The sequence below is a fragment of the Kocuria sp. ChxB genome (genome assembly GCF_044359605.1).
In the GTDB taxonomy this organism is placed as follows: Bacteria; Actinomycetota; Actinomycetes; order Actinomycetales; family Micrococcaceae; genus Kocuria; species Kocuria rhizophila.
Window position 1 is genome coordinate 1,864,048 of sequence record NZ_CP121123.1, and the last position, 25,339, is coordinate 1,889,386.

Below are 25,339 nucleotides of genomic sequence, written 5' to 3' on the forward strand. Positions count from 1 at the left end.
GTCCTAGAGAGAGTGGTCCGAGTAGCCGAGGTACTTGAGAACGGCCAGCACCCTGCGGTTGCCGGTCTCGGAGATGACGCCCAACTTGGCGAAGATCGAGCCGATGTGCTTCTCCACGGCCGACTCGGTGAGGTAGAGGTTCGCGGCGATCGAGGCGTTGGACAGCCCCTGCGCCATGAGGCCCAGCACCTCGCGCTCGCGCGGGGACAGCAGCTCCATGTCCTCGCGGCGCCGCGAGCGCACCAGGATCTGGGTGAGCACCTCCGGGTCCAGCACGGTGCCGCCGGAACCCACGGTCTGCACGGATTCGAGGAACTGGTCCACGTCCGCCACGCGGTCCTTGAGCAGGTAGCCCAGGCCCTCGCGGCGGGACGCGATCAGCTCGGACGCGTAGCGCTCCTCCACGTACTGGGACAGCACCAGCACGGCCACCTCCGGGTGGGCGGAGCGGATCAGCACGGCGGCGCGGATGCCCTCGTCGCTGAACGAGGGCGGCAGCCGCACGTCCACCAGGGCGAAGTCCGGGCGGTGCTCCTCCACGGCCTTCACGAGGCCCTCGGCGGTGTCCGTCTCGGCCACCACCTGGTGCCCGGCGTCCGTGAGCAGGCGCACTAGTCCGGCGCGCAGCAGCACGGCGTCCTCGGCAATCACGATGCGCATCTCAGTTCTCCTCTCCCGCTGCGGGGTAGGCGTTTCCAGCCGCGGGGTACGACGACGCCGCACCGCCGGTTCCCTGCCCCGGCCCACCCGGGGTGCCCGGTGCGCTCGCGCCCCGGTGGTGGGCGGCGCGGTCCGTCTCGGGTGCGCTCCACGCGGTGCGGGGCGTGGCGGCGGGGTCGGTGAGCGGGAGCTCCACGACCACCTCGGTGGGCCCACCCGCGGGGGAGGTCACGAAGAACCGGCCGCCCGCGGAGCGGATGCGGTCCTGGATCCCGGAGAGCCCTCCGCCGGGGACCACCCGGGCGCCGCCGCGGCCGAAGTCGCGGACGCCGGCCACCACCACGGCGGTGCCGGGCGCGGGACCGTCCTGGATGGACACGGCCACGTCGGCGGAGCGCGCCCCGGAGTGCTTGACGGCATTGGTGAGGCTCTCGGACACCGCGAAGTAGATCGCGGCCTCTGTGCGGGGGTCCAGGCGCGGGGCCGTGACGGAGACGTCCACGGGGAACGGTGCCTGCGCGGCCACGGCGGACACGGCGGCGTCGAGCCCCCGGTCCTCGAGCACGGCGGGGTGGAAGCCGCGGGCGAGGCGGCGCAGCTCGGTGATCGCGGCCTTGGTGGTGCCGTGGGCCTCGGCCACGAGCTCCTTGGCGGCCGAGGGATCGGTGTCGATCCGGGACGTGGCCATCGAGAGGTTCATGGCCACCGAGACGAGCTGCGGCTGGACGCCGTCGTGCAGGTCCCGCTCGATGCGCGAGCGCTCGGTCTCCGCGCCGCGCACGGCGGACTCCTTGGCGGCGGACTCGTGCTCCGCCCGGCGGCGGGAATCTGCGGCCTCACGGCGCAGGTGGGCGGCCTCGCTCTGGCGCAGCAGCGCGGCGGAGAGCGCACGGTGGGCCACCGTGGCCAGCACGCCCACCAGGATGCTCAGCAGCACCGCCGCCACGCCCAGCAGGACGAGTGCCCACTCGGGAAGGTTCCCCGCGGTGGCCATCAGCCGGCGCACCACGGAGTCCGCCGGGGCGTAGAGGGGAGCGGTGGCGAGGGCGACGCCCGCACCCACCGTCACGAACGGCAGCAGGGCCAGCCAGCCCAGGGCGCACGTGAGCACCAGGTGGAGCAGCCCGAGCCACAGGGAGCCGTCGCTGACGTCCAGCCACACCTGGTGGGGGATCCGCACCCAGTCCGTGCGCGGGCTGCGCCGGCGCCGGGGATCGCGGATGTCCAGCCCGAACGAGGAGGCGGAACGCCGCCGCTCCAGCCACACCGCGGCCACCAGCACGTAGACCGTGGCGGCCAGGACCAGCACGCCCACGCCCAGCAGCGGCACGGTCAGCACGCCGACCGTCAGCAGGAAGAAGATCAGGGAGAGCAGCGCGCTGTTGAGCATCGAGTCCACCACGAGGTCCAGGCCCCCGAAGAACAGGGTCTTGGGGGAGAACGTGCGCCACTCCCGGACGGGGACGGTCGCGGCGGGGTCGCCGGAGCGACCGTCAGCGGGGGCTTCCGGCACCGCCCCGGACACGGCCCGGTGCCGGAGGGTGCTGGTGCGCTGCTCGGCGGACCTGGTGGGCGCCATCTCGTACGACGATGCGGCAGCGGGGGTCCGGTCCACGGGCAGGGTGCGCGTCACGGAATCGTGGTCCAGGTCGCGCTGGGCGGCGGGGCCGCTGCGGCCCGCGGCGCCGCCCGGGTGCTCAGCGGTGTCCGCACTCCGAGCGCCCGTGGTCTTGAGGGTCTGCTCGGCCGGGGGCAGGGGGCGGGTGTGCTCGGAGTCGGCGGGGAGGTGTTCGGTGGTGTCCCACGGTGGCGTGGGCTCCGGGGCTCGTGTGCTCATGGCCTCCACGCTACGGACACCACGCCGTTCAGCGCGCCAGAGCTGGCCACCGGGTCCGGGTGGGGTTTTCCCCACCCCGGTGCACCCTGGCGCACTCCTGCGCACTCCTGCCCACCTCTTCGCGGGTCGGCCTACCCCGTGGGTCCTCGTCCGGCCGCGACGGCCCCTGCCGGAGCTGTCCTGCCCCCACTCGGCGCGCGGCCCCGGGTTCCCCAGCAGCGCGTCCCACCCCCACTCGCGCGTGGACGCATCCTAGAGTGACGAGCATGAGCCACGACGTTCGCGCCCAGCCCGCGTCCGCCTCCCAGGCCCCTGACCGCGACCCCGCCGTGGACGCCGCTCGTGTGGCGTGCGTGATCACCGTGGTGTGCCTCCACGTCCTCTTGGTCACCATCACCCGGGACCCGGCCTCCGGGGAGATCCGCTCGGTGCTCGTGCCCACGCTGCAGCCCTGGTACTGGTGGGCCACGTGGCTCCTGCAGGTCATGCCGCTGTTCTTCGTGGTGGGCGGGGCGGCCACGGCGGGGGCGTGGCGGCGGCGTCGTGCGCGGGGCATGGCCGCGGGGGAGTACGTGCGGGAGCGGACCCTGCGGCTCGTGCAGCCGGCCGCCGTGCTGTGGTGCGCGCTGGCGCTCGGGGCCGCAGCGGCGCTCGTGGCGGGCGCGCCGCACGAGCTGGTGACGTTCGCGCTGTCCGGGATGGGGATGGCGCTGTGGTTCCTGGCCGCCTATCTGATCTGCCAGGCCCTGGCACCCTGTTTCATGCGTATGCATGAGCAGATGGGGTGGGTGTGGTGCTGGTTCCTGCTCTCGGGCACCGTGGCCGTGGACCTGATCCGCATGGCCACCGGGCAGCAGTGGTGGGGGCTGCTCAACATGGTGTTCGTGTGGCCGCTCGTGCAGCAACTCGGGTTCTTCCGCGCGGACGGGTGGTTCGCCGCGCGGTCCCGGGCGACGCTCGTGGCGCTCGCCGCCGGGTGCTACGCGCTGCTCGGGCTGTGCGTGGCCTCCGGTGCCTACGCCCCGGACATGCTCACCAACCTCAACCCGCCCACGGTGTGCATGGTGCTGCTCGGGGTGGCGCAGGCGTGCCTGCTGGAGGTCTTCTCGCCGGCGCTGCGCAGCCTCATGCGGTGGCGACCCGCGCAGACCGTGGCCCACGTGGTGGGCTCCCGCGCCCTGACCATCTACCTGTGGCACCTGCCGCTGGTCGTGGCGGTCATGGCCGCGTGGTTCCTCGCGGGAGGGTACGACCCCGCTCCCGGCTCCGCCGCCTGGTGGTGGCTGCGGATCCCGCTGGCGGTGCTGTGCTGGGCCGTGGTCCTGGCCGTGGCCACCGCGCTACGGCGGGTCGAGGCGGCGTCGACCGCCCCGTGGGGGTCCCGCCCCCTCGCCCTGTCCTGCACGGCGGTGGCCGTGGGGGTGGCGTGCGCCGCGGTGCCGCCGCTGTGGGAGATCGTCACGCTGCTGACCGTGCCCCTCACGGTGGCCGGGGCGGTGGGTTCCGTGGTGGCCGTGGTGCTGCTGCGCAGCGGGCGGGTGGCCCGGGGCAGCTCGGCCCGCTCCTGAACCGGTGCCATCCGCTCGGGGAGACGGCGCGGGGCTCCCACAGGGCGTGCTGCGGGAGCGTTCCCGGGCCGATAAACGGCCGCCGCCCGCGGTGTGCTCCGTGGGCGGCGGCCGGTCACGCGAGGGTCGGACGCGTCAGCGCTGCTCGTTCGGGCGGGTGAACGGGAACGCCAGCGTGGCGCGGATGTTGGTGCCCGTGAGCATCATGATCATCCGGTCCACACCGATGCCCAGGCCGCCCGTGGGGGGCATGGCGTACTCCAGGGCGGTGAGGAAGTTCTCGTCCACCTCCATGGCCTCCGGGTCACCCGCGGCGGCCTTGTAGGACTGCTCCGTCAGGCGGTTGCGCTGGTCCACCGGGTCCACCAGCTCCGAGTAGGCCGTGCCGATCTCCGCGCCGAACGCCACCAGGTCCCAGCGCTCCGAGAGCCGCGGATCCGTGCGGTGCGTGCGCGTCAGCGGTGAGGTCTCCAGCGGGAAGTCCGTGTAGAACACCGGCAGGGTGGTCTGACCCTCCACCAGCTCGTCGTAGAGCTCCAGGACCACTTCACCGGAGGTCATCTCCTCGCTCCAGTGCACACCGTGGGCGTCCGCGACGGCGCGCACCTCCTCCACCGGGGTGGCGGAGGTGAGCACGGTGCCGGTGGCCTCGGAGACCGCCTGGTGCACGGGGATCACGGGCCACTCGTGGTCCAGGCGGATCCGCTCCTCCCCGCCGTGGCCGTCCGGGCGCACGGCCACGGGCTCGCCGTGAATGGCCGTGGCGACCTCGATGATGAGCTCCCGGGTGAGCTCCCGCATGGTGTTGTAGTCGCCGTGCGCCGCGTACGCCTCCACGGAGGTGAACTCGGGGTTGTGGATGGCGTCCGCGCCCTCGTTGCGGAAGTTGCGGTTGAGCTCGAAGATCTTGTCCATCCCACCCACGCACAGGTGCTTGAGGTAGAGCTCCGGGGCGATGCGCAGGTACAGGTCCGCGTTGTACGCGTTGATGTGGGTGCGGAACGGGCGAGCGCTCGCGCCGCCGTGCACGGCCTGCAGCATGGGGGTCTCCACCTCCATGTAGCCGCGTTCCATGAAGGACTGGCGCATGGCGGCGATCCCCCGTGAGCGGGCCCGCAGCAGCCGAGAGGACTCCTTGTTCACGATCAGGTCCAGGTAGCGCTGACGCACACGGGCCTCGGGGTTGGTGAACCCGGTGTGGGGGCTCGGCACGGGCCGCAGGGACTTGGACGCCATGGCCCAGGAGGTTGCCAGCAGGGACGGCTCCCCGCGGCGGCTGCGGCCCAGGGTGCCGGTGACGGACACGTGGTCACCGGCGTCCACGGCGCGCCGCCACAGCGCCAGCAGCTCGGGGCTCACGGCGGAGTCCTCCAGGACCACCTGCAGCCGCACGTCGTGCTCCTCGATCACGGCGAAGACGACGCCGCCGAAGTCCCGCAGCTCGCGCACGCGCCCTCCCAGCGAGACGGGCTCGGTGACCGTGGCCTCCGCGCCCTCCTCGATGATCTGCCGTGCCCGTTCCAGGGACATCGTGTAGGGCACGCCCACGGGGTAGGGCTCCATGCCCGCCGCGCGCAGCACATCCAGCTTGTCGTGGCGGACCCGCTGCTGCTCGGTGAGGTGGCGTACCGGGCGGGGCGGGGTGAGCAGCTCGCGGTCCTGTTCGAGAGAGAGGTCCGCGAGCCGCACGGGAGCGCCGCCGGGCCCCGCGACGAGTGCCTCGCCGTCGTGCCCCGGACGCGGTGAGCGGCCCGGCAGGAAGCCCTCCGCGCGGCCGGCCGCGATCCCGATGTGCGGGAGGTTCGCGGCGGAGTCGTAGCAGACGAAGCGGGCGTCCCAGCGGGGCAGGTACTTGGCGTTGGCCTCGTACAGGGACTCGAGCTGCCAGAAACGGTTGCCCCAGGTGAGCACACGGTCCGCGAGGCGCACGCCCACGCCGGCGCCCACCTTGTCCGCGCCGGTGAACACGGAGCGGAACATCGCGAAGTTGAGGGAGACCTCGCGCACGCCCAGGTCCCCGCCCTCCTCGGCGAGGGTGGCCACCATGGCCTCGTTCACGCCGTTGGGGGCCTCGGGGGAGCGGCGCATCAGGTCCAGGGACAGTCCACGCGTGCCCCACGGGACGAAGGACTGCAGGGCCACGATCTGCCCGGAGGCGTCCCGCACCAGTACGGCCACGCTGCGCCCGTCCGTGCGGTCGGCCAGCCGGTTCAGGGCCATGGAGAAGCCGCGGTCCGCCTCGTCCCCGCGCCACTGCTCGGAGAGCTCGACGATCTGCTGCATGGTGGTGGCGTCCAGCTGGCTGTGGCGCTGCACGGTGACGGTGCAGCCGGCCTCGCGCACACGGGCCACAGCGCGCTTGACCGGGCGCATCGCGCGGCCCTCGAGCGTGAACGTGTCGGTGTCCAGGACGGCTTCGTCGCCGAGCGGGCGGGCCCGCAGTCCGGCCTTCACGTACGCCTCGGCGCCGGTCTCGGAGGCGGACAGCACCCCCATCCGCCAGGCGTGCTCGCGCCCCTCACGCAGCCACGCGGCAATCGCGTCCTGCCACGCGTCCGGGTGGCCCAGCGGGTCGCCGGACGCCAGGCAGACGGTGCCGATCACCCGGTAGGACACGGCCGCACGCCCGTCTGCGGAGAAGATCACGGACTTGTCCCGGCGGGTGGCGAAGTACCCCAGCGAGTCCTGGCCGCCGTTCGTTGCGAGGAGCCTGCGGACGTGCAGCTCCTCCTCGGGGCTCAGGACCTCGGCCCGCTGGGCGGACTGCGTGAACCGCCACACGGTGAAGAGAAGCACCGCGGCACCCAGGATGCCGCCCAGCGTGGCCAGCCAGTGGGGGCCCGGGGAGCCGTCCGAGATGCTGCGCGGCAGGGACAGGCCCGTGACGCTGCGGAACGAGAACCACAGGTGCTCGATGCCGTGCAGGTGGGTGGGGACCAGCCAGGAGACCGTGAACACCAGCACGATGACCAGGGCCAGACCGCTCAGCAGGGTGAGCAGTGCCTGCCGGGTGGCCCCGCGGCGCGTGCGGGCGGGGAAGTCGCGCCGCCGGGCGATGAACGCGATGATCCACGCCGCTGTGATGACGAACCCCACCCCGAGCAGGAGCCCGTCCAGGATCTCGAGCTCCGCCTCGAGGGACTCCACCGCCAGGGCGATGCCCAGCAGAACGTAGACCAGCATCTCCACGACCAGCACGCCGAGGGCGACCACCCACGCGATCCGCAGTCCACGTCGCAGCGCGGCCCCCACGATGAACAGGCTCAGGGCCAGGAACAGGTTGGGGCCGGCCGGAACGCCGAGCGCGGTGAAGACGTCGTCCACGATGTAGAGCCACTCACCCCGCGGGAACGGGATGGAGACGAGGGACCACAGCGCGGCCAGGAACACCAGGGTGCTGGCCAGACGGGGCAGGCGGTGGTGGGTTGTGTGCATGCGCGTCACTTTCTGACTCCGGCGGTGGCACACCGGGGCGGGGTACTCGAATCGTTGACCGGCTTCATTGGTACCACGGACCGGGGCATCACGGCCCGCGGTCGCTGCGGTCGGCGGTGGCGACGGTCGTCACGGCCCCAGGTGCTCGAGCACCGGGGGCAGCAGCCGTGGCACCACCAGGGGGTGCACCTGGTGCCCCATGCCCGGGACGCTCACGAAGCGGGCTCCGGCAACGGCCTCGGCGGTGGCGGGGCCGCCGTCCGGGCGCACGATCCTGTCGCGGTCCCCGTGGATCACCAGCGTGGGCGCCGTGATTTGGCTCAGCGCCTCGGTGCGGTCCCCGGACGCGCGGATGGCGCCGATCTGACGCCGCATGGCTGCGGTCTCCTGGCGCGGGTCCAGGCTGCGGTCCCAGTGGGCCGCCGCGAGCCGCCGCTCGTGCGCCCGGTCCACGGGGAAGCCGGTGCCCGCGAGGTGGCGGGCCATCACGAGCCGTGAGGCGATGAACGCGCCCCGGGTGCGTGCGCCGGGCAGGGCCAGCATGGCGGCCGTGGACGCTGCAACCGTTCCCACCGACGGCGCGCCCGTGGTGGAGCACAGGGAGACCAGCCGCCGCACCCGCCGGGGGTGGTGGGCCGCGAGGGACTGGGCGATCATCCCACCCAGGGAGAACCCCAGGACGTCCGCGCAGTCCACGTCCAGTGCCTTCAGGGTGTCGGCGACGTCCCGGGCCATGTTCTCCACGGTGTACTGCCCATCGGGCAGGTTCCCGCGCAGCAGCTGCCGGGCAGTGGGGGAGGCCGAGGACGCACGGAAGGACCGGCCCACGTCCCGGTTGTCGATGCGGATCACGCGGTGACCGTGCTCGCACAGTCCGGTCACGAACTGTTCCGGCCACGAGGTGAGGTCGAAGCCGATCCCGGTCACCAGGACCAGGGGCCTGCCGGTGTCCGGGCCGTCCGTGCGGACGCACATGAACCGCTCGGGGTCCAGATGGACGACACGCTCTTCGCCGTCCACCCCGGGAGGGCGCACGGGGGCGGAGGGCGGAGCGGGAGGTGCCGCGGCGTCGTCGTGGTGGGCGGTGGTTCGGCGGCTGCCCGCAGGGCCCGGCCTGCCCGGTGGAACGGGGAACCGAGACCGTTGCCCGGCCGCCGTCACCGCAGGACCACGGTCTTGCCCTCGTGCAGGATCACCCGGCCCTCGCAGTGCCAGCGGACGGCGTCCGAGAGCGCCTTGCACTCGGTGTCCCTGCCCGCGGCCACGAGGTCCTCCGGCCCGTAGGCGTGGTTCACCTCCACCACCTGCTGGGCGATGATCGGCCCCTCGTCCAGCTCAGCGTTGACGTAGTGCGCGGTGGCGCCCACGGTCTTGACCCCGCGCGCATAGGCCTGGTGGTACGGCTTGGCGCCCTTGAAGGACGGCAGGAACGAGTGGTGGATGTTGATCACCCGGCCCTCCATCCGGGTGGCCAGGGAGTCGCTGAGTACCTGCATGTACCGGGCGAGCACCACCAGGTCCACCTCGAAGCGGTCCACGAGCTCCAGCAGCCGCGCCTCCGCCTCCGGCTTGGTGTCCTTGGTGACGGGCACGTGGAAGAACGGGATGCCGTGCCACTCCACCAGGCGCTGGTGGTCCAGGTGGTTGGAGACCACGGCCACGATCTCCACCGGCAGCTCCCCGGTGCGGGCGCGGAAGAGCAGGTCGTTGAGGCAGTGCTCGAACTTGGAGACCATCACCAGCACGCGGCGCCGGGCCCGGTGCTCGTACAGCTCCCAGCGCATCCCGAACCGCTCGGCCACCGGGGTGAGATCACGCCGCAGGGCGTCCTCGGACAGTGCGCTGCCCTCCAGAGGGGCCATGTGCACGCGCATGAAGAAGTGGCCCAGGCGGCGGTCGTCGTACTGGGTCAGCTCCACGATGTTGGCACCGTGCTCCAGGAGCACACCGCTCACGGCGTGCACGATCCCCGGCTGCTCGGCGCAGTCGAGGGTCAGCACCAGTTCGGTGGGGCTGGACTCGCTGGCGGGAACCGCTCCGGACGTCATGGGCTGCGGGATGCTCACGGGTTCTCCTCGTGCTCGGTCGGTGGTTCGGAAACGGGTCGGTCGGAGCCGCAGCCCGCGCTCGTCCCAGGGGACGTCGTGGGGAGGCGAACCCGGTCATGGCGCCTGGCACCAGGTGCTGCGGGCGGCGTGGGGGAGGTGCGCGGCATGATCTGCCGCCGCCCCTCACCTGTGCGCCGCAGCCGCACCTGTACGGGCCCCAGTGTCGTGGACACTGCCCGTCCCACGGGGGAGGCGCGCGGGTGCGAGTCAGTAGTCGGTACGGTCCGGGTTCGCCTTCCAGGCCTCGAAGGGCTCGGTGCAGTTCTCCACGGACTTGTGCTCCACGGGAAGCATGGCGTCCCGCTGCTCCCGGGACGCTGTGAAGAAGTCGTGGAAGGCGGCGTCGTCGAAACCGCCCTGCGCGGCGTCGTGACGGTCCGCCGCGAAGTAGACGCGGGCCAGCCGGGCCCACAGCGCCGCGCAGAGGCACATGGGGCACGGTTCGCAGCTGACGCAGAGCGTGGCCCCGGACAGGTCGGGCGTGCCCAGGGCAGCGGCGGCCGCGCGGATGACAGAGATCTCGGCGTGCGCCGTGGGATCGTTCTCGGCAGTGACCCGGTTGACCGCCACGAACTCCTGCCCGTCCGCAGTGACCAGCACGGCGCCGAACGGGCCACCACCCTCGGAGGCGCTGCGGGTGGCCGCATCGATGGCGGTGCGCAGGTGCGCGGGGACCGCGTCCTGGCCGGGGGTTTTCTCGGGTGTCATGGGAGTTCCTTTCGCGCGGGGCGGTGAATGCCGTGGACACTGCCGATGGTGCCACTGCCTGTTGCGGGCGGCCCCCTCGGGGCGGTTTCGCCGGGGCCGCATAGGCTCACGGCATGGACACTCCCACGCCCGCTCCCCGCCGCATTCTGGTGGCCGGGGTCAGCGGCGCGGGCAAGACCACGCTCTGCCGGGAGATCGCCAGGCGATCCGGGATTCCCCACACCGAGATCGACGCACTGTTCCACGGCCCGGGCTGGACCCCGCGCCCCGAGTTCGTCGCGGATGTGCAGCGCCTGGTATCCCAGCCGTCGTGGGTCACGGAGTGGCAGTACGACGCCGCCCGCCCCCTTCTCGCCGAGTGCGCCGACACCCTCGTGTGGCTCGACCTCCCCTTCTGGACGGTGACGTTCCCCCGTGTGGTGCGCCGGACCGTGCGGCGCAGCCTGCGCCGCGAAGAACTGTGGAACGGCAACCGGGAAGCCCCGCTGCGCAGCATCGTCACGGACCCGGAGCACATCATCCGCTGGGCGGTGGCCACACGGAACAGCTGCCGGCACCGCATCCCCGTCCTGGGGCGCACCCACCCGGCCCTGCGCGTGGTCCGGCTGCGAACCCGGCGCGAAGTCCGCGCGTTGGTCGCCACCACCTGGCCCCTGCCCCGGCAGCGGGGGAGGTGAACAGTTCTGCCCCGCGCTCGCACCCATCGGCGCCGTGCCGGCGCCCCCCTCTGTGGCGGGCCGCGGAGCAGGGCCCGCCGCAATGGAGCGTCACTACCCCACAGGGCTGAAAGCAACATGCATAATCATTGGATGGACCCTGACAACCAGCAGCCCCAGACCCCCGACCATCAGCCCGCCCCGCAGGCGGACGTGCCACAGGCGGGCGCTCCGCAGACCGGTAATGCGCAGGCCGGCACTCCACAGCGCGATGCCGCTCAGGACGGCGCCTGGCAGGGCAACGCCCCGCGCTACGACACCGCCCAGCACGAATCCTGGCAGGGCAACGCCGCCCACGGAGACACCTCGCAGTACTATCCGGCCGCAGGGTCGACCGTGGCGCAGCAGCCCCCCATGCCGCACCAGGTGACCGTCATGCGTCAGGCCGCCGAGCCCAAGGGCCTGTCCGTGGCCTCCATGGTCCTCGGCATCGTGAGCATCTTCCTGGGCTTCACGTTCATCCTCCCCATCATCGGGTTCGTGCTCGGCCTCGTGGGTCTGAAGAAAGAGCCCGCCGGGCGCGGGATGGCCATCACGGGTGTGGTGCTCTCCGGTCTCATCCTGGCCATCTGGGCCATCCTCATCTTCTCCGGAATCGGGCTGATCGGGCTGGGTCTCAGCAGCCAGTGACCCCGGGGCGTCCGCCCCGCCCACGGCCACGCGGCGACGAGTCGCCACCCCCGAGGGGTGGGGTGCGCCCAGGACCCGCGCGAGGGGCACAGCACCTCGAACACGAGCATGACCGCCGAACCCACGGTTCGGCGGTCATGCTCTTTCCTCGACGTTCCGGAGCAACCGGTGCAGGTGCCTGCAGCCCGGAGGTGGCGCATCCCCGTCCGGGCAGGCCCCACTCAGATCTTCAGGTGCACCAGGCTCGGGCCCTTGGTGGCGAGCGCCTTCTGCACGGTCTCCGCGAGGGTGTCCATGGTGGCGGGGAACCCGGTGGCGCCGAAGCCTTCCGCAAGCTTGACCCAGTTCGGCTGCACGAGGTCCACGGCCAGGGGGTCGATGTCCCGGTCCACCATGTTCTGCCGGATCTCCCCATAGCCCCCGTTGTCCACGCAGATCACGGGCAGGTCCAGGTTCAGCTCCACTGCGGTCATGAGCTCCTGGATGGAGAACATCAGGGCCCCGTCACCCACCAGGCACACCACCGGACGCTCCGGCGCGGCCAGCTTGGCGCCCACCGCCGCGGGCAGCCCGTAGCCCAGCGTGGCGTACGTGCCCATGTAGAGCAGCGAGTGCGGCGCGGGCGCACGGAAGAACGTGGTGGAGCCCATGTAGGTGACCTGGGAGGAGTCACCGGCCAAGATGGTGTCGTCCGGGACCACCTCCATGATGGTCTCGTTGAGCGCGGCGAGGTCCGGCGCCCACTGGCGGCCCTCCTCGTCCATGGCGTCGAAGACCTCGCGCAGGTCCCGCTCGGGGCGGGGCGCGGCGTCGGAGGCCTCGAACGCGGCGCGCAGCCCGTCGAGCAGCTGCGGCACCACCGCGGCGGCGTTGCCGGGGACCTCCACATCCGGGGTGAGGTTGCACAGCATCTGGTCGCGCATGATGTCCACGCGCACGATCGGGCCCTGCGGGGTGATGTCACCGCCCCACAGCTCGGCCTCGCCCACCTTGGAGCCGATCACGAGCAGCGCGTCCGCGGAGCGCAGGAACTCGTGCGCGGTGCTCAGCCGCAGGTCCGCGCCCAGCGAGAGCCGGTGCTTCTCCGGGATCGCGCCCTTGCCGTTGGTCGTGGTGATCACGGGGGCCTCGAGCAGCTCGGCCAGCTCCAGCAGCCGGTCCCCGGCCGCGAGCGAGCCGCCGCCGGCCAGGATGACCGGGCGCTCACTGGCCGCGAGCGCGGAGACGGCCGCGGCGACGTCGTGCTCCGGGGCGGGCGTGGGTTCGCCGAGGGGACGCGGCGCCGTCGCGGACTCGGGGACGTCCGCCGCGGTCTCCAGGATGTCCAGCGGGATCTCGATGTGGATGGGACGGGGCCGCGAGTGCGCGAAGTCCCGCATGGCGTCGTGGATCATGGTCACGGCCTCGGCGCCGGAGGTCACGCGGCGGGAGACACCCACGATCGCGTTGACGGCGGCGGAGGGGTTCTTGGTCTCGTGCAGCGAGCCGATGTCCCGGAAGTCGTGGCCCACGGGGCGCCCCGGGGACAGCAGGATCATGGGCCGGGACTCGGCGTATGCGGTGGCCGCGCCGGACAGCGAGTTCAGCAGGCCGGGACCGGAGGTGGTGATGACCACGCCGGGCAGCCCGCGCACCTGGGACCAGCCGTCCGCGCCGTAGGACGCGCCCTGCTCGTGGCGCGTGGTGATCGCGGTGATCCCGAGCTCGCGCAGCGGCCGGTAGAACTCCAGAGAGTGGGTTCCGGGGATCCCGAACACGGTGTCGATGCCGTACCCGCGCAGGGTCTCCAGCACGGCCGTGGCCACGGTGCGCTCGGGGCGCGACGCCGCCTGGGTCCCCCCGGTCTCGGGGGTGCTGTTCTCGGTGCTCATGCCTTGGACTCCTGGATGCGTCGGTTCCACTCTTCACTGATCTGGGGTGGCGTGGGCCTGGTCACCAGCGACACCACCACGAATACTACGGCCGAGCTGACGAGTCCCAGGTAGATGGGGGCGTTGGCCAGCACGCCGAAGGCGAGCATCCCCGCCACGGTGGCCACCACACCGGCGGCCATGGACCACAAGGCCCCGGCCGCGGTGCCCCGGCGCCAGACCAGCCCGCCCAGCACGGCCACGAGCAGCCCGCCCACCAGCAGGTCGTACGCGATGGTCAGGGCCACCACGGTGGAGCTGACCAGCATGGACAGTGCGGTGATCACGAGTCCGACCACCACCACGTACACCCGGTCCTTCGTCACGGAGGCCTCCTCCGAGCGGGCACGCTCCACGTCCTCGGGGGAGGCTCCGAACAGTCCACGCAGCGTGGGGACCACGTCCACGCGGGCCACGGTGGCCGCGGCGATCGTGGCGCCGGAGGCCGTGGACATCATGGCCGCGACCCCGGCCGCGAGAACGACCCCGCCCAGGCCGGCGGGCACGTGGTACTGGGCCATGGCCGCAAAGGCCTCCTCGGGCACCTCGAGGGTGGGGAGCACGGCGGCCGCGGCGGTGCCGATCAGGGCGCCGGCCACGCCGTAGACGGCCACGTACCCGGCCGCGGCCAGCCCGCCCCAGCGGGCGACCTTGGGGGAGCGGGCCGTGAACACGCGCTGCCAGATGTCCTGGCCGATCAGCATGCCGAAGCCGTAGACCACGAACTGGGTGACGATCGCCTGGAACCCCATGGACCCGGCGAAGAAGTAGGAGGCGTCCAGGCGCTCGGTGATCCCGGACCAGCCACCCCCGGCCGCGAGGGAGAAGGGCAGCAGGATCGCGAAGATCCCGATGGTCATGAACACGAACTGCATGAGGTCCGTGAGCGTGATGGACCACATCCCGCCGAGCACCGAGTAGGCGATCACCACCACGCCGCCCAGCAGGATGGCCCACGGCCGGGAGATGGGGAACAGCACGGAGAAGATCGAGGCGTAGGCCGCGGTGGAGGTCACGGCGATCATCACGGTGTACGCGAGCATCACGAACGACGACGCCGTGGCGCCACCGCGCGCGCCGTAGCGCAGCTGCAGCATCTGGGAGACCGTGAACACCTTCAGCGACTGGATGCGCGGCGCGAAGAAGAGGCTCAGCACTGCGAGCCCGGTGGCGATGGCCACCACGAGCCACATCCCGGAGATCCCGTACTGGTAGCCCAGCCCCACACCGCCCACGGTGGAGGCACCGCCCAGCACCACGGCAGCCATGGTGGAGGTGTAGAGGCCCGCACCCAGACGACGCCCGGCCACGCGGTAGTCCGTGGCGGTGCGCGCACGGCGTGCGGCCCACAGCCCGATCACCACCATCGCGGCCAGGTACAGCACGATCACGAGCACGTTCACGGAGGTTCTCCTCGGGCAGGGGGCAGGGTGCCGCGCGTCCTCATCCGGCTGCGTTTCCGGGCGGGTGCGTGGCGTTAGGGTTTATGGACCAGGTCACAAAAACTAGCACCGCGACGATCGGTCGCAGCACCAGGGGCCCCAGCGACGCGGCCCCGGACGACGCCCGGACGATCCCGGGACGAGAGGAGCACGGGTGGAACCGGAACGCATTGTGGAGACCAACAGCGCTGGTGAGCAGCGGGTGGGGCCCGTGAACGCGGCCCTCACTCCGCGCTGGGCCGGGCCTGCCACGTTCGCGCGGCTGCCCCGCACGGACCAGGTGGAGCACACGGACGTGGCCGTGGTGGGCGTGCCGTTCGACTCCGGGGTGTCCTACCGCTCCGGTGCCCGGTTCGGTCCCAACCACGTGCGTGAGTCCTCCCGCCTGCTGCGGCCCTACAACCCCGCGCAGAACCACTCACCGTTCGCCAACCTGCAGGTGGCGGACGCCGGGGACATCGTGGGCAACCCGTTCGACATCCCGGAGGCCATCGAGTCGATCGAGGCCGCGGCCAAGGAGCTCATGGGGGAGTCCACCAAGGTGGTGGCGATCGGCGGTGACCACACCATCGCCCTGCCCCTGCTGCGCGCGGCGCACTCGCGCCACGGCAAGGTGGCGCTGCTGCACTTCGACGCCCACCTGGACACGTGGGACACCTACTTCGGCGCCGAGTACACGCACGGCACCCCGTTCCGGCGCGCGTTCGAGGAGGGGATCATCGACACCGACGCCGTGATGCACGTGGGCACTCGCGGCCCCCTCTACGGCACGCAGGACCTCGAGGACGACGCCCGCTTCGGCTTCGAGATCGTCTCCTCCGCGGACGTCATGCGCTCCGGCGTGGACGCCGTGGTCGCGGCCCTGCGCGAGCGCGTGGGGGACCGCCCGCTCTACATCTCCCTGGACATCGACGTCCTGGATCCCGCCCACGCCCCGGGCACCGGAACCCCCGAGGCCGGTGGCATCACGAGCCGCGAGGTTCTGGAGATCCTGCGCGGACTGCGCGGGCTGGACGTGGTCGCGTGCGACGTCGTGGAGGTCTCGCCCGCGTACGACCACGCGGAGCTCACCGGGATCGCCGCCGCGCACGTGGTCTACGAGCTGATCTCCCTGATCAGCCTGGGCGCCGACGCCGCCGCGGACGGTCCCGCGTACGGCATCTCGGGCGCGCGCTACGGAGCAGACAAGTGAGCGGCTTCGCGTCCCGCGCGGACGAGTTCCGTCCCTCCCCGGTCCGCGCCGTGTTCGAGGTGGCCCGCGACCCCTCCGTGGTCTCGCTGGCCGGCGGCAACCCGGACCTGTCCGTGCTGCCCGCGGACGCGGTGGGCGACGTCGCGTCCCTGCTGCTGCGCGGGCGCGCCGGGGAGATCCTGCAGTACGGCTCGGGTGCCGGCATGGACGGGCTGCGCGAGCTGGTCGTGAAGCTCATGGCGCGCGGCGGGTCCACCGTGACCGGCGCGGACATCCTGCCCACCACGGGCTCGCAGGCCGGGCTGGACCTCGTGACCAAGCTCTACTGCAACCCCGGTGACGTGATCGTGGCCGAGGGGCCCACCTACGTGGGAGCGCTCGGCGTGTTCGGCGCCTACGAGGTGGACGTGCACCATGTGGAGATGGATCACGACGGGATGCGGCCGGAAGCCGTGGCCCGGGCGCTCGACGAGCTGGCGGTCCAGGGCAGGCGTGTGCCGTTCGTGTACGCCATCCCGAGCTTCCAGAACCCGACCGGCGTGACCATGCCGGAGGAGCGGCGTCGTGAGCTCGTGGAGGTGTGCGCGCAGCGGGACGTGATGATCGTGGAGGACGACCCGTACGCGCTGCTGGCCTTCGACCGCAGCGAGCCGCTGCCCTCGATGCACGGCATGGACCCCGAGCACGTGATCCACCTGGGCAGCTTCTCCAAGATCTTCGCGCCCGGGCTGCGGGTGGGCTGGATGGCGGCGCCGCCCGAGGTGCGCGGTCGGCTGCAGATCGCCGCGGAGTCCGTGGTGATCCACCCGTCCAATCTGGCGCAGTCGCTCGTGACCTCGTGGGTGGGCTCCGAGCACTGGGAGCCAGCGCTGGACCGGGCCGTGGAGCTCTACAAAGAGCGCTGGACCGCCATGGAGGAGGCACTCACGGAGTACATGCCGGACTCGACATCCTGGACCACGCCGTCCGGCGGGTTCTTCACCTGGGTCACCGCGGAGGAGATCCGCGGCAAGGACATCCTGGCCGAGGCCATCGCCCACGGCGTGGTGCTCGTTCCGGGTTCGGCGTCCTACATGGACGGCCGGGAGTCCAACGCCGCGCGGCTCGCGTTCTCGGGCGTGGCCCCCGCGCGCATCCGTGAAGGGGTCAAGCGCTTCGCGGAGGCGCTGCGGAGCCTCTGACGGGCGCGCACCACGACGCATGGTGTGACGGTCTCGGGCGGGACGGGGAAGGCATCCCCTCCCGCCCGAGGTCTGTCTGACGGGTGTCCTCAGGCCGGCCCATCAGGCAGCTGCTCGAGGGGACCACGGGGCGCTCAGGGCGTACCTGTGGGCCCGTCACACGAGTGCGGACAGCAGGCTGGTGATCATGGCTTCGCGGCGGTCTCTGTCAGCTGAGGGGATCCGCTCGAGCGACGTCGTGAAATCCCTGGACAGCAGGGCAGTGCCGACATTCTTCAGGTCCGCGGCCAGGCTGGTCGCGATGGCGGCGGAGAGAACCTCCGACACCTCGTAGGACAGAAGTGCCACGGCCGCGAGGTCCTGGGCGTAGTTGTGGACCTCCAACAGATGCTGTCCGTGCCCGGTCTCGTAGAGTTCGGCCCGGACAGCCTCGGATTCCGTGTACCAGTGGCATGCCACGGCAAGGTCCTGGGCGTCCTTGGTGTCGTGGTTCGGAGCTCTGTCCGCCCACGAGCGGAGTTTCAGTGCGGTGTAACCGGCTGGTGATGGCACCCGAACAGTGTCCCCTTGAGGGGTGATTTCCACTGCCTGGGCGTGACGGTGGACGTCTTGGAAACCGGCGACGGTCCACGCCTCCTTGCGCGGCGGAGGGGTGACTGCCCCCGGCGGTTCCTCGACGCGGGGGCCGAAGGGCATGAAGTCCACGGGGATGCCGCCCACGCGGTAGCGCATCTGGCTGTCCCCCAGGCGAGGGTAGATCTTGGTGATGGGTTGATAGGCATCCCATCCGGGAAGTGCCAGGGCGAGGTCCACATCATCTGTCAACCGGATGGGAGCTGAGTCTCCCAGGCCGGAGTGGATGATGTTCCGTGCGTGGGCTCCCACCACCATTACCTGTGATGGTGCGATGTCCGTGTCGTGTCGGAGGCGTTGGACCACCTCTCCCACAACGTCCAGGACCCCTGGGTCAGGGGTGCCAAATGTGAGCATGGCTGTCCTTGACGTGCTGTGCGGCCTCCAGCTGGCGGCTCTCTCCCGCAGACTTCAGGTCGGCGTACACCAGGAGGGGAGGGGCAGGAGACGGAAAGGAGGAGAGCGGGTGGGTTTCATGGTCCGGGGGGAGCCAGAAGGCTGTGTGGATCATGATGTTGGGGTTCCCGTCCTTCCGCCAGCGGTTGGCCAAGACCATCGTGGGGGAGATGTCCTCAACGTAGAGCGTGGCGGTTCCGGGATTCTTGATCCACGACGCCGATTGCTCGCCGCTCACGTAGATCACACCGTGACCGGCAAGGTCCAGGTGGGCAGGATCGCCGTGGAACTGCTGCACCAGGGTCTTGGGTCCGAGCCCCGTGGCATACGCATCGGCCCACCGTTCTGCGAGAACATCCTGGCGCATCAGACGTCTGCTGCGGCGGTCCAGGAATCTCTGCTCGTCGAGGAGCTTCATGGTGGACTGGGCTTGTCCCAGGGACACCTTGGCCGCAGCAGCAACTGTCCTGACGGGGGAGTGGAGCAACTCGGGCCAGGACAGCAGTGCGAAAATGACCTGCGCTCGTCTGGGAGTGAAGAGCCCGGCTGAGGGTCGGAGTGCTCGGCGGTTCTGGACCGTGGCCGGATCGGGTCGACGACCTCGGACGTCGATGAGCACTCCCCCAAATCTGAGGTAGGCATTTCCTGCGGTGTCGAGGAACTGGACACCCGCCACGCGCAGCTCGTGGGCGCTGCGGGGGTTGACCGCCGGCGCGAGAAGGAGAAGGGGGTCGCCGAATTCCCCATCCAGCTGAAGAACACGGGTGAGGGTTGGGCTGTCGGTCACCACGGCGCGGAAACGCTGGGACCCCAGGGGGTGCGTGAGGAGGAGGGGTGTGGGCGTCTCACGTGCCAGGTCTCGCAGTGATGAGGGGCCATCGGCGCCAAGGCGGTACTCGTTCAGACGCCTCTCGATGGCGGTCTGCAGGGTTTCACTCACAGGCCCTCCGTTCATTCATTTCCTGTGTTCAGGATAAATGAACGCGGGTAAAAAATGAACAGACAGGACGTGGCTGCGTTTCCTCATGGGCATGTCAGCGTGCCGGAAGGGGCGGCAGGACCGGCGGCCGCTGCCCGTCGATCCGCACGGGGGCCGGCACACAGGTGACCTTTCCGTGCTCGGAGGTCAGCACAACGGTCTCAGGTCTGGGGTCGGTGCTCGGGGAAGGATGGCTGCGCCCCGCGCCGCCCCCACCGTCCAGCAGCACCCGCGCGGTGCGCTCCAGGGACAACCGGGCGTACCCTGACCGTCCCGCGGCCAGCAAGGCACACGCTGCCGCGGCCATGCCGTATCCGGTGGCGTGATCCAGCGCCTGCACTGGCAGCGCACCCGGCCGCCAGAGCCCGGTGCTGTCCGTGGAGCCGTACCGGTGGGCGATCCCGGTGGCCGCCTGGACGATGCTGTCGAAGCCCCGCGTTCCGGCGCGTGGCCCGGTGGGCTCCCACGCACTGAGCTCCACGTGCACGAGGTGGGGGAACCGCTCACCAACGACGAGCCCCAACGCGGTGAGTGTGCCGGGGCGGTATCCGGTGAGCAGGACGTCCGCCTGGCCGAGCAGCGCCGCCAGGTCCGCAGCTGCGGTCGGGTCGTAGAGGTCCCGCGAGGTGCAGCGCACGCCAAGGTCGGTGTCCAGGTGCTGCCCCAGCAGCTCGGGAATGGCGGGCGGGTCGACGCGGATCACACCCGCGCCCAGTGCCGCCAGGAACTTCGCGGCGGTGGGGCCGGCAATCACCCGGGTCAGCGAGACCACTCGGACGCCGTGGAGGGGCAGAGGGACACCGGCCGCGTGCGGGTGCACCGGTCGCCACGGGTGGCCGTCCGGTCCGGGGGAGCGGTGGCGTCCAGTGGTGTCCAGATCCCCAGCGAGGATGTGCAGCCACGGGCCGGGATCGGTGGCTGCCTCCCGCCGCCACTCGCTCTCACTCACCACACGGGCGGCCACACCTCCCTCTGCGACGATGCGGGACTCAGCGTCCCGGGAGGTGAGGCGAGCCAGTGCGGGCTCCAGCGCGTCGTCGTGGCCGTGCACCGCGTCCATCGCCCTGTGGCTGAGGCCCGGTGCGAGCCCGTCCAGGGCCGTGAGGATCTCCCGCGTGGGCGAATTCTAGGCCCCGTAGAATGGGACAACATGGACACCTCCCGCGCATCCACCCCCGACGTCGACCGCGCCCAGCTGCTCCAGAGCGCGGCTCGCCTGCGGGAGGTGCTGCGCCACGGCGTGTATTTCCTGCGCAGCATGGAAGGGTCCCGGCAGATCACCAGCCAGCAGATCAGCCTGTTGACCATGCTGCGCCCGGGCGGGGTGCGAATGACCACGATCGCGGCGAACCTCGGTGTCCGCACGCCCACCGCAACGCAGGGTGTGGACCGCTTGAGCAGGGCGGGGCTGGTGCGCCGCGATCCCGACCCCACGGACGCCCGCGCCGTACTCGTGTCCCTCACGCCCGCCGGGGAAGAGGTGCTGGCGCGCGAGGACGAGCGCCGCAACGGCTTCGTCGCGGACGTGCTGTCCACACTGGACGCCCGGGAGGTCGCCGCGCTCGACGCCGCGCTGCCGGTCCTCGCCAAGCTCGCCACGGGAGACGGCGGGGCGGGTGCAGAGGCGGCAGGGGTCAACCGGAAGTCCTGAACGGAACTCCTGGAACCGCGTGGCCCGCAGAGCCGAGGTGCACGACGCCGCTGCGGACAGCCCTGGCGCGGACGGCCAGCGCGCGGGCGGCGGTGCCACGGTGGCGGCCCGACTGACGGGGTCCGGCGGCGTCGTGGCGTCTCAGATCGTCTCGGTGACGTCCTCCACGGCGAAGCGCGGGTTGCGCTCGTAGCTCGGTGCCTGGGGGCGGCCCAGGTTGACCACCACGATGGAGCGCTTGCCCGTGCCCTCGAAGAACTCCCGGTCCACGGCGGGAGCGTCGAATCCGGTCATCGGGCCCACGGCCAGCCCGGCGGCGCGGGCCGCGATGATGAAGTAGCCCACCTGGATGTGCGCGTTGGCGGTGCCGCTGGACATGCGCAGCTCGGCGTTCTCGTCGTACATGCCTTGCAGCTGCGGGGCCGCGGGGAGGAACTCCGGGAAGCGGGTGTGCCAGTTCTCGTCGAAGGACAGGATGGCGGTCAGTGGAGCCTTGCGGGTCTTCTCCTGGTTGCCACCGTTCATGTGCTGCACCAGGCGCTCGCGGGCCTCGAGTGACTCCACCCACGTGATGCGCAGGGGCTGGGAGTTGAAGGCCGTGGGGCCCATCTTGGTGAGCTCGTAGATGGTGTGCCTCTGCTCCGCGGTCACGGGCTCGTCCGTGAAGTGGCTGGCGGTGCGGGCCGTGGTGAACAGGCGGTCGGCGTCCTCGGTGGTGATGTCGAGGGCGAGCTGCTCGAGGGCGGGAGTGCTCATGGGTGTCCTTCCACGCAGGGGCGCGCGGGCGGCGTCGTACCGCCCGGCGAAATCGTTTCTGGGGAAAGCATACCGTTGATGCTCTCCGGCGCGGTCCGAATGTCGGGGACGTCACGCCAGGGATGTACCTTGTCCGGGTGACTTCTGCGTTCCTTCCCGGGCTGGTGACCGGCCTGGCCCTGATCGTGGCCATCGGCGCCCAGAACGCCTTCGTGCTGCGGCAGGGCATCCGCCGCGAGCACGTGGGCGTGGTGGTGGCCATCTGCATCGTCTCGGACATCTTCCTCATCGGGCTGGGCACGGCGGGGATCGGGGTGCTCGTCGAGCAGGTGCCGTGGCTCATCAACGCCTTCCGCTGGGCGGGAGTCGTGTACCTCGTGGTGTTCGCGGTGATGTCCTTCAGGTCCGCGCTGAAACCCCAGACCATGGAGGCCGCGGGCAGCGGAGCGGGTTCGCTGCGCGGGGTCGTCCTGGCGACGCTCGCCTTCACGTGGCTCAACCCTCACGCCTACCTGGATGCGGTCTTGATCCTGGGCAACCTGGCCAACCAGCACGGAGAGCAGCGGTGGATCTTCGCGGCGGGCGCGTTCACGGGATCGGTCATCTGGTTCACGGCGCTCGGCGCCGGGGCCCGGGCGTTGTCCCACGTGCTGAACACCCCGCTGACATGGCGGATCGTGGACGTGGGAGTGGGCCTGGTGATGCTGTTCATCGCGGTGCAGCTCGCGCTGATGCCCGCCGTCTGACCCGGCGTCGGCGCTTGCGACGTGTGCTGAAATGGACTCATGACGCCCACCTCCTCGTACACCAGCAGCGGGACCGGGCGCAGGTCCCAGGAGTTCACCCCCGCCACTGCGGTGCGCGGGTTCCTGGAGCACTCCCGGCGCCGGGCCGCGGACCTCAGCCCCGGCTACGAGCGCGTGTGGGCCCGGGTTGCGGAGGTCGCCTACGCCGCGGAGGGCCTGCAGCAGGACTTCGTGATGGCCGCGGTGGAGGCCTACCCCGCACGTCCCACCCGCCCGGTGCTCAACGCCGTGGCGGCGGGCTTCGAATTGCTCAACACCGCCCTGCTGCTGCGCGGTGAGGGGGTGAGCCCCGGAACGGCGATCGATGCGGCGTCCCCGGGCGACGCAACCGTGCAGTCCCCTCAGCCTGGTGCGGACGAGCACGACGACGCTGCGGCGACCTCCGAGGACTCCGTCCACGACACCTCCCTCGCCAGCGAGATCGCCCTGGCCGCCGCCTACCGCATGGTGGCCACGTCCCACGCGCCGGAGTCCCGGCTGATCAAGCTCCTGGAGATCCTGGACCACTCGGTTTTCCACGCCGCGGCGGGGGAGCGAATCCTGGGCGAGCTCACCCAGCGCGCCGCCACGGTCGGGCACGGCGAGGTGCTGGAGGCCCTGCGGATCGGCAGCGCAGTGCCCTGCTACGAGGCACCGCTGCGGGCGGGTGCTGTGCTGGGCGGCGCCCCCACCGCGCACGTCAACGCCCTGGCGGACACCGGCCGCGCCCTGGGCATGGCCCACGGTCTCGCGCGAGAGCTGCGCCTGGCCGGGCACACGGACCGTGGCCACGGCGCGCGTGAGCTGCTGCGCGCGGACCGCCCCACGGTGCTGGGCACGTTCGTGGCCTCCGGCCCCCACGGCCCCGCGTGGCGCTCCCTGTGCGAGCGCGCTGCGGCGGGCACTCTCACGGACGACGACGCCGCTCACGCCCACGAGCTGCTCGAGCGTTCCGGCTCCGTACGCGCCGTCGAACGCATGATGGGCACCGCCCGTACACGCTCCGAGCACGCCATGGCCGGCGGGGACCTGCCCCCGGCCCTGGTGGAGCGCCTGCGCGCGTGGGCCGAGCGTGAACTGGGCTCCCCCCAGCGCTGAACTCCACGAACGGCGACGGCGCCCGGGCCGAAGCCCGAGCGCCGTCGTGGTCCCCTCCGCGCGAACCGGTGGCCGGTGCGCGGTCGATGTCCCCAGGGACCCGAACGGGTCAGATCTGCGTGAGAGCCCGCACCGGGTTCTCGATGCAGTCCGCCACGAAGCGGATGAAGCCGCCCGCCGCGCCGCCGTCGCACACGCGGTGGTCGAACGCGATGGTCACGGTGGTGACCTTGCGGACGGCCAGTTCACCGTCCACCACCCACGGTTTGTCGATGATCCGCCCGATGCCCAGGATCGCGGCCTCGGGGTGGTTGATGATCGGGGTGGCGCCGTCCGTGCCGAACACGCCGTAGTTGTTCAGCGTGAACGTGGATCCGCTCAGCTGGGCCGGGCTGGCCTTGCCGGAGCGGGCCACCTCGATGATCTCCCGCATGGCGCCGGTCAGCTCCATGGCGCTGAGCTGGTCCGCGTTGCGCAGGTTCGGCACCATGAGTCCGCGCTCGGACTCCACGGCGAGGCCCAGGTTCACGCCCTGCAGGCGCGTGATGGTCCGGGAGCCGTCCTCGGCGGTGTCCACGCGCGCGTTGAGCTGCGGGAACTTCCGCAGCCCGGCCACGGTGAACCGGGCGATCAGCGCGAGCAGGCTGGGCGTGTTCTCCGGGTCCTTGGCCTTGAGCTCGGAGCGCAGCTTCAGCAGCTCGGTGGCGTCCACGTCCACCCACACGGTGGCCTCGGGGATCTCCGTGCGGGAGCGGGTCAGGGCGTCCGCAATGGTCTTGCGCACACCCTTGACGGGCTCCTGCGACGCGATCGGCAGCCCGGTGCGGGAGTCGGTCCCGGCGGCCGCCGGGGACGACGCCGCCGCGGCGCCACCCTGGGGTGCCGCACCTCCCGTGGCGGCCAGGCCGGCGGGGGCGGGGGCCGCGGGCTCCGCGGCGGACAGACCCGTGGGGGCCGGCCCGGCGGCGTCGGCGCGCATCCGCTGGTCGTCCACCTGCTCGATGGCCGCGAGGACGTCCTTGCGCATGATCAGACCACCGGGACCGCTGCCCTGCAGGGCTGCGACGTCCACGCCGTGCTCCCGGGCGAGCTTGCGCACGAGCGGAGAGATCACGGTGGGAGCCAGCCGCGGCGCCTCGGCGAGCGCCTCGTGGGCCTGCACGGCGGCGTCGGCACCGGCACCGCGCTTGCGGCGGCGTCGGCGGGAGGAGGACGCGGCGGAGGTGCCGTAGCCGATCAGCACGTTGCCGGAGGACTCCTCGTCCTCGCCAGCGGTGGGATCGGCCTCGTCCACGGACAGCTCGGCCGAGGGCGTGGTGCCCGCGAGCTCCTCCTCGCGGTAGCTCGCGCCGTGCTCGGCGCCGGGAGCGTCCGCGTCCGTCCCGGAGCCGGCGGGGGCCTCGGGGGACTCCACGCCGTCGGAGATGGAGATCAGCGGCTGGTCCACCAGCATGGTGTCGCCCTCCGCGCCGTGCAGCTTGTGGACCACGCCCTCGAACGGGGTGGGCACCTCCACGGCGGACTTGGCGGTCTCCACCTCCACGATGGGCTGGTCCATGGTGACGGTGTCACCCTCGGCCACGAGCCAGCGGAGGATGTCCGCCTCGGTGAGCCCTTCGCCCAGGTCGGGCAGGTTGAACACATTGATGCTCAC

The 25,339-nt window shown here is 71.7% G+C and carries 21 protein-coding genes; 8 read left to right on the forward strand and 13 right to left on the reverse strand.

The window, feature by feature from the left end:
* Window positions 1-3 precede the first annotated feature (3 nt).
* Window positions 4-660: a response regulator transcription factor gene (locus tag P8S73_RS08310; protein WP_124109662.1), complete on the reverse strand. Its 657-nt coding sequence runs from the start codon at window positions 658-660 to the stop codon at window positions 4-6.
* Window position 661: 1 nt separating this feature from the next.
* A complete protein-coding gene (locus tag P8S73_RS08315; protein WP_396350332.1) occupies window positions 662-2,497 on the reverse strand; it encodes a histidine kinase in 1,836 nt (611 codons plus the stop codon).
* Window positions 2,498-2,763: 266 nt separating this feature from the next.
* Between P8S73_RS08315 and P8S73_RS08320 the strand changes: the two genes are divergently transcribed.
* A complete protein-coding gene (locus tag P8S73_RS08320; protein WP_124109787.1) occupies window positions 2,764-4,065 on the forward strand; it encodes an acyltransferase in 1,302 nt (433 codons plus the stop codon).
* A 135-nt stretch (window positions 4,066-4,200) separates the two neighbouring features.
* Here the strand turns inward: P8S73_RS08320 and lysX are convergent, their stop codons facing one another.
* From lysX to P8S73_RS08340, 4 genes are all read right to left on the reverse strand, one after another.
* Entirely contained in the window at window positions 4,201-7,500 is a 3,300-nt protein-coding gene (gene lysX / locus P8S73_RS08325; RefSeq protein ID WP_396350333.1) for a bifunctional lysylphosphatidylglycerol synthetase/lysine--tRNA ligase LysX, read from the reverse strand.
* 129 nt (window positions 7,501-7,629) lie between these two features.
* Window positions 7,630-8,520 (reverse strand): alpha/beta fold hydrolase, encoded by an 891-nt coding sequence (locus tag P8S73_RS08330; protein ID WP_246829104.1) that lies wholly within the window; start codon window positions 8,518-8,520, stop codon window positions 7,630-7,632.
* Between the two features lie 137 nt (window positions 8,521-8,657).
* A complete protein-coding gene (gene purU / locus P8S73_RS08335; protein WP_396350561.1) occupies window positions 8,658-9,548 on the reverse strand; it encodes a formyltetrahydrofolate deformylase in 891 nt (296 codons plus the stop codon).
* Between the two features lie 267 nt (window positions 9,549-9,815).
* Window positions 9,816-10,316 carry a nucleoside deaminase gene (locus P8S73_RS08340; protein WP_396350334.1) on the reverse strand — a complete coding sequence of 167 codons (501 nt, stop codon included), beginning with the start codon at window positions 10,314-10,316 and terminating at the stop codon, window positions 9,816-9,818.
* 113 nt (window positions 10,317-10,429) lie between these two features.
* Between P8S73_RS08340 and P8S73_RS08345 the strand changes: the two genes are divergently transcribed.
* A complete protein-coding gene (locus tag P8S73_RS08345) occupies window positions 10,430-10,993 on the forward strand; it encodes an AAA family ATPase (protein ID WP_081477475.1) in 564 nt (187 codons plus the stop codon).
* A 132-nt stretch (window positions 10,994-11,125) separates the two neighbouring features.
* Entirely contained in the window at window positions 11,126-11,662 is a 537-nt protein-coding gene (locus tag P8S73_RS08350) for a DUF4190 domain-containing protein (RefSeq protein ID WP_019310803.1), read from the forward strand.
* 221 nt (window positions 11,663-11,883) lie between these two features.
* Here P8S73_RS08350 and P8S73_RS08355 read toward each other — a convergent pair whose 3' ends face one another.
* Both P8S73_RS08355 and P8S73_RS08360 read right to left on the reverse strand, forming a co-directional pair.
* On the reverse strand, window positions 11,884-13,533 hold the full coding sequence (locus P8S73_RS08355; protein ID WP_019310802.1) for a thiamine pyrophosphate-binding protein: 1,650 nt from the start codon (window positions 13,531-13,533) through the stop codon (window positions 11,884-11,886).
* Window positions 13,530-14,975 carry a sodium:solute symporter gene (locus P8S73_RS08360; RefSeq protein WP_039102105.1) on the reverse strand — a complete coding sequence of 482 codons (1,446 nt, stop codon included), beginning with the start codon at window positions 14,973-14,975 and terminating at the stop codon, window positions 13,530-13,532. Before P8S73_RS08360 ends, P8S73_RS08355 begins: the two co-directional genes overlap by 4 nt.
* A 193-nt stretch (window positions 14,976-15,168) precedes the next feature.
* On the opposite strand from P8S73_RS08360, the gene speB reads away from it, so the two are divergent.
* Window positions 15,169-16,206, forward strand: a complete 1,038-nt coding sequence (gene speB / locus P8S73_RS08365) for an agmatinase (protein ID WP_059281563.1) — start codon at window positions 15,169-15,171, stop codon at window positions 16,204-16,206.
* Window positions 16,203-17,387: a PLP-dependent aminotransferase family protein gene (locus tag P8S73_RS08370; RefSeq protein WP_059281564.1), complete on the forward strand. Its 1,185-nt coding sequence runs from the start codon at window positions 16,203-16,205 to the stop codon at window positions 17,385-17,387. Before speB ends, P8S73_RS08370 begins: the two co-directional genes overlap by 4 nt.
* A 156-nt stretch (window positions 17,388-17,543) precedes the next feature.
* Here the strand turns inward: P8S73_RS08370 and P8S73_RS08375 are convergent, their stop codons facing one another.
* From P8S73_RS08375 to P8S73_RS08385, 3 genes are all read right to left on the reverse strand, one after another.
* The gene (locus tag P8S73_RS08375) at window positions 17,544-18,377 is read right to left on the reverse strand and encodes a hypothetical protein (protein WP_153007952.1); all 834 of its coding nucleotides are present in this window, start codon (window positions 18,375-18,377) and stop codon (window positions 17,544-17,546) included.
* Complete coding sequence (locus P8S73_RS08380) at window positions 18,355-19,356, reverse strand: type IV toxin-antitoxin system AbiEi family antitoxin (RefSeq protein WP_019310797.1); 1,002 nt, start codon at window positions 19,354-19,356, stop codon at window positions 18,355-18,357. Before P8S73_RS08380 ends, P8S73_RS08375 begins: the two co-directional genes overlap by 23 nt.
* 94 nt (window positions 19,357-19,450) lie before the next feature.
* Window positions 19,451-20,455: a CoA transferase gene (locus tag P8S73_RS08385; RefSeq protein WP_019310796.1), complete on the reverse strand. Its 1,005-nt coding sequence runs from the start codon at window positions 20,453-20,455 to the stop codon at window positions 19,451-19,453.
* 90 nt (window positions 20,456-20,545) lie between these two features.
* On the opposite strand from P8S73_RS08385, the gene P8S73_RS08390 reads away from it, so the two are divergent.
* On the forward strand, window positions 20,546-21,046 hold the full coding sequence (locus P8S73_RS08390) for a MarR family winged helix-turn-helix transcriptional regulator (protein WP_191550625.1): 501 nt from the start codon (window positions 20,546-20,548) through the stop codon (window positions 21,044-21,046).
* Between the two features lie 141 nt (window positions 21,047-21,187).
* Here P8S73_RS08390 and P8S73_RS08395 read toward each other — a convergent pair whose 3' ends face one another.
* On the reverse strand, window positions 21,188-21,802 hold the full coding sequence (locus tag P8S73_RS08395; protein WP_191550624.1) for a malonic semialdehyde reductase: 615 nt from the start codon (window positions 21,800-21,802) through the stop codon (window positions 21,188-21,190).
* Between the two features lie 122 nt (window positions 21,803-21,924).
* Here P8S73_RS08395 and P8S73_RS08400 point away from each other — a divergent pair, with 122 nt between their 5' ends.
* Together P8S73_RS08400 and P8S73_RS08405 are read left to right on the forward strand one after the other, a co-directional pair.
* Window positions 21,925-22,548, forward strand: a complete 624-nt coding sequence (locus P8S73_RS08400) for a LysE/ArgO family amino acid transporter (RefSeq protein WP_047978916.1) — start codon at window positions 21,925-21,927, stop codon at window positions 22,546-22,548.
* 39 nt (window positions 22,549-22,587) lie between these two features.
* On the forward strand, window positions 22,588-23,685 hold the full coding sequence (locus P8S73_RS08405) for a hypothetical protein (protein WP_019310792.1): 1,098 nt from the start codon (window positions 22,588-22,590) through the stop codon (window positions 23,683-23,685).
* A gap of 109 nt (window positions 23,686-23,794) precedes the next feature.
* On the opposite strand, the gene P8S73_RS08410 is transcribed toward P8S73_RS08405, so the two are convergent.
* On the reverse strand, window positions 23,795-25,339 hold the full coding sequence (locus P8S73_RS08410; protein ID WP_019310791.1) for a dihydrolipoamide acetyltransferase family protein: 1,545 nt from the start codon (window positions 25,337-25,339) through the stop codon (window positions 23,795-23,797).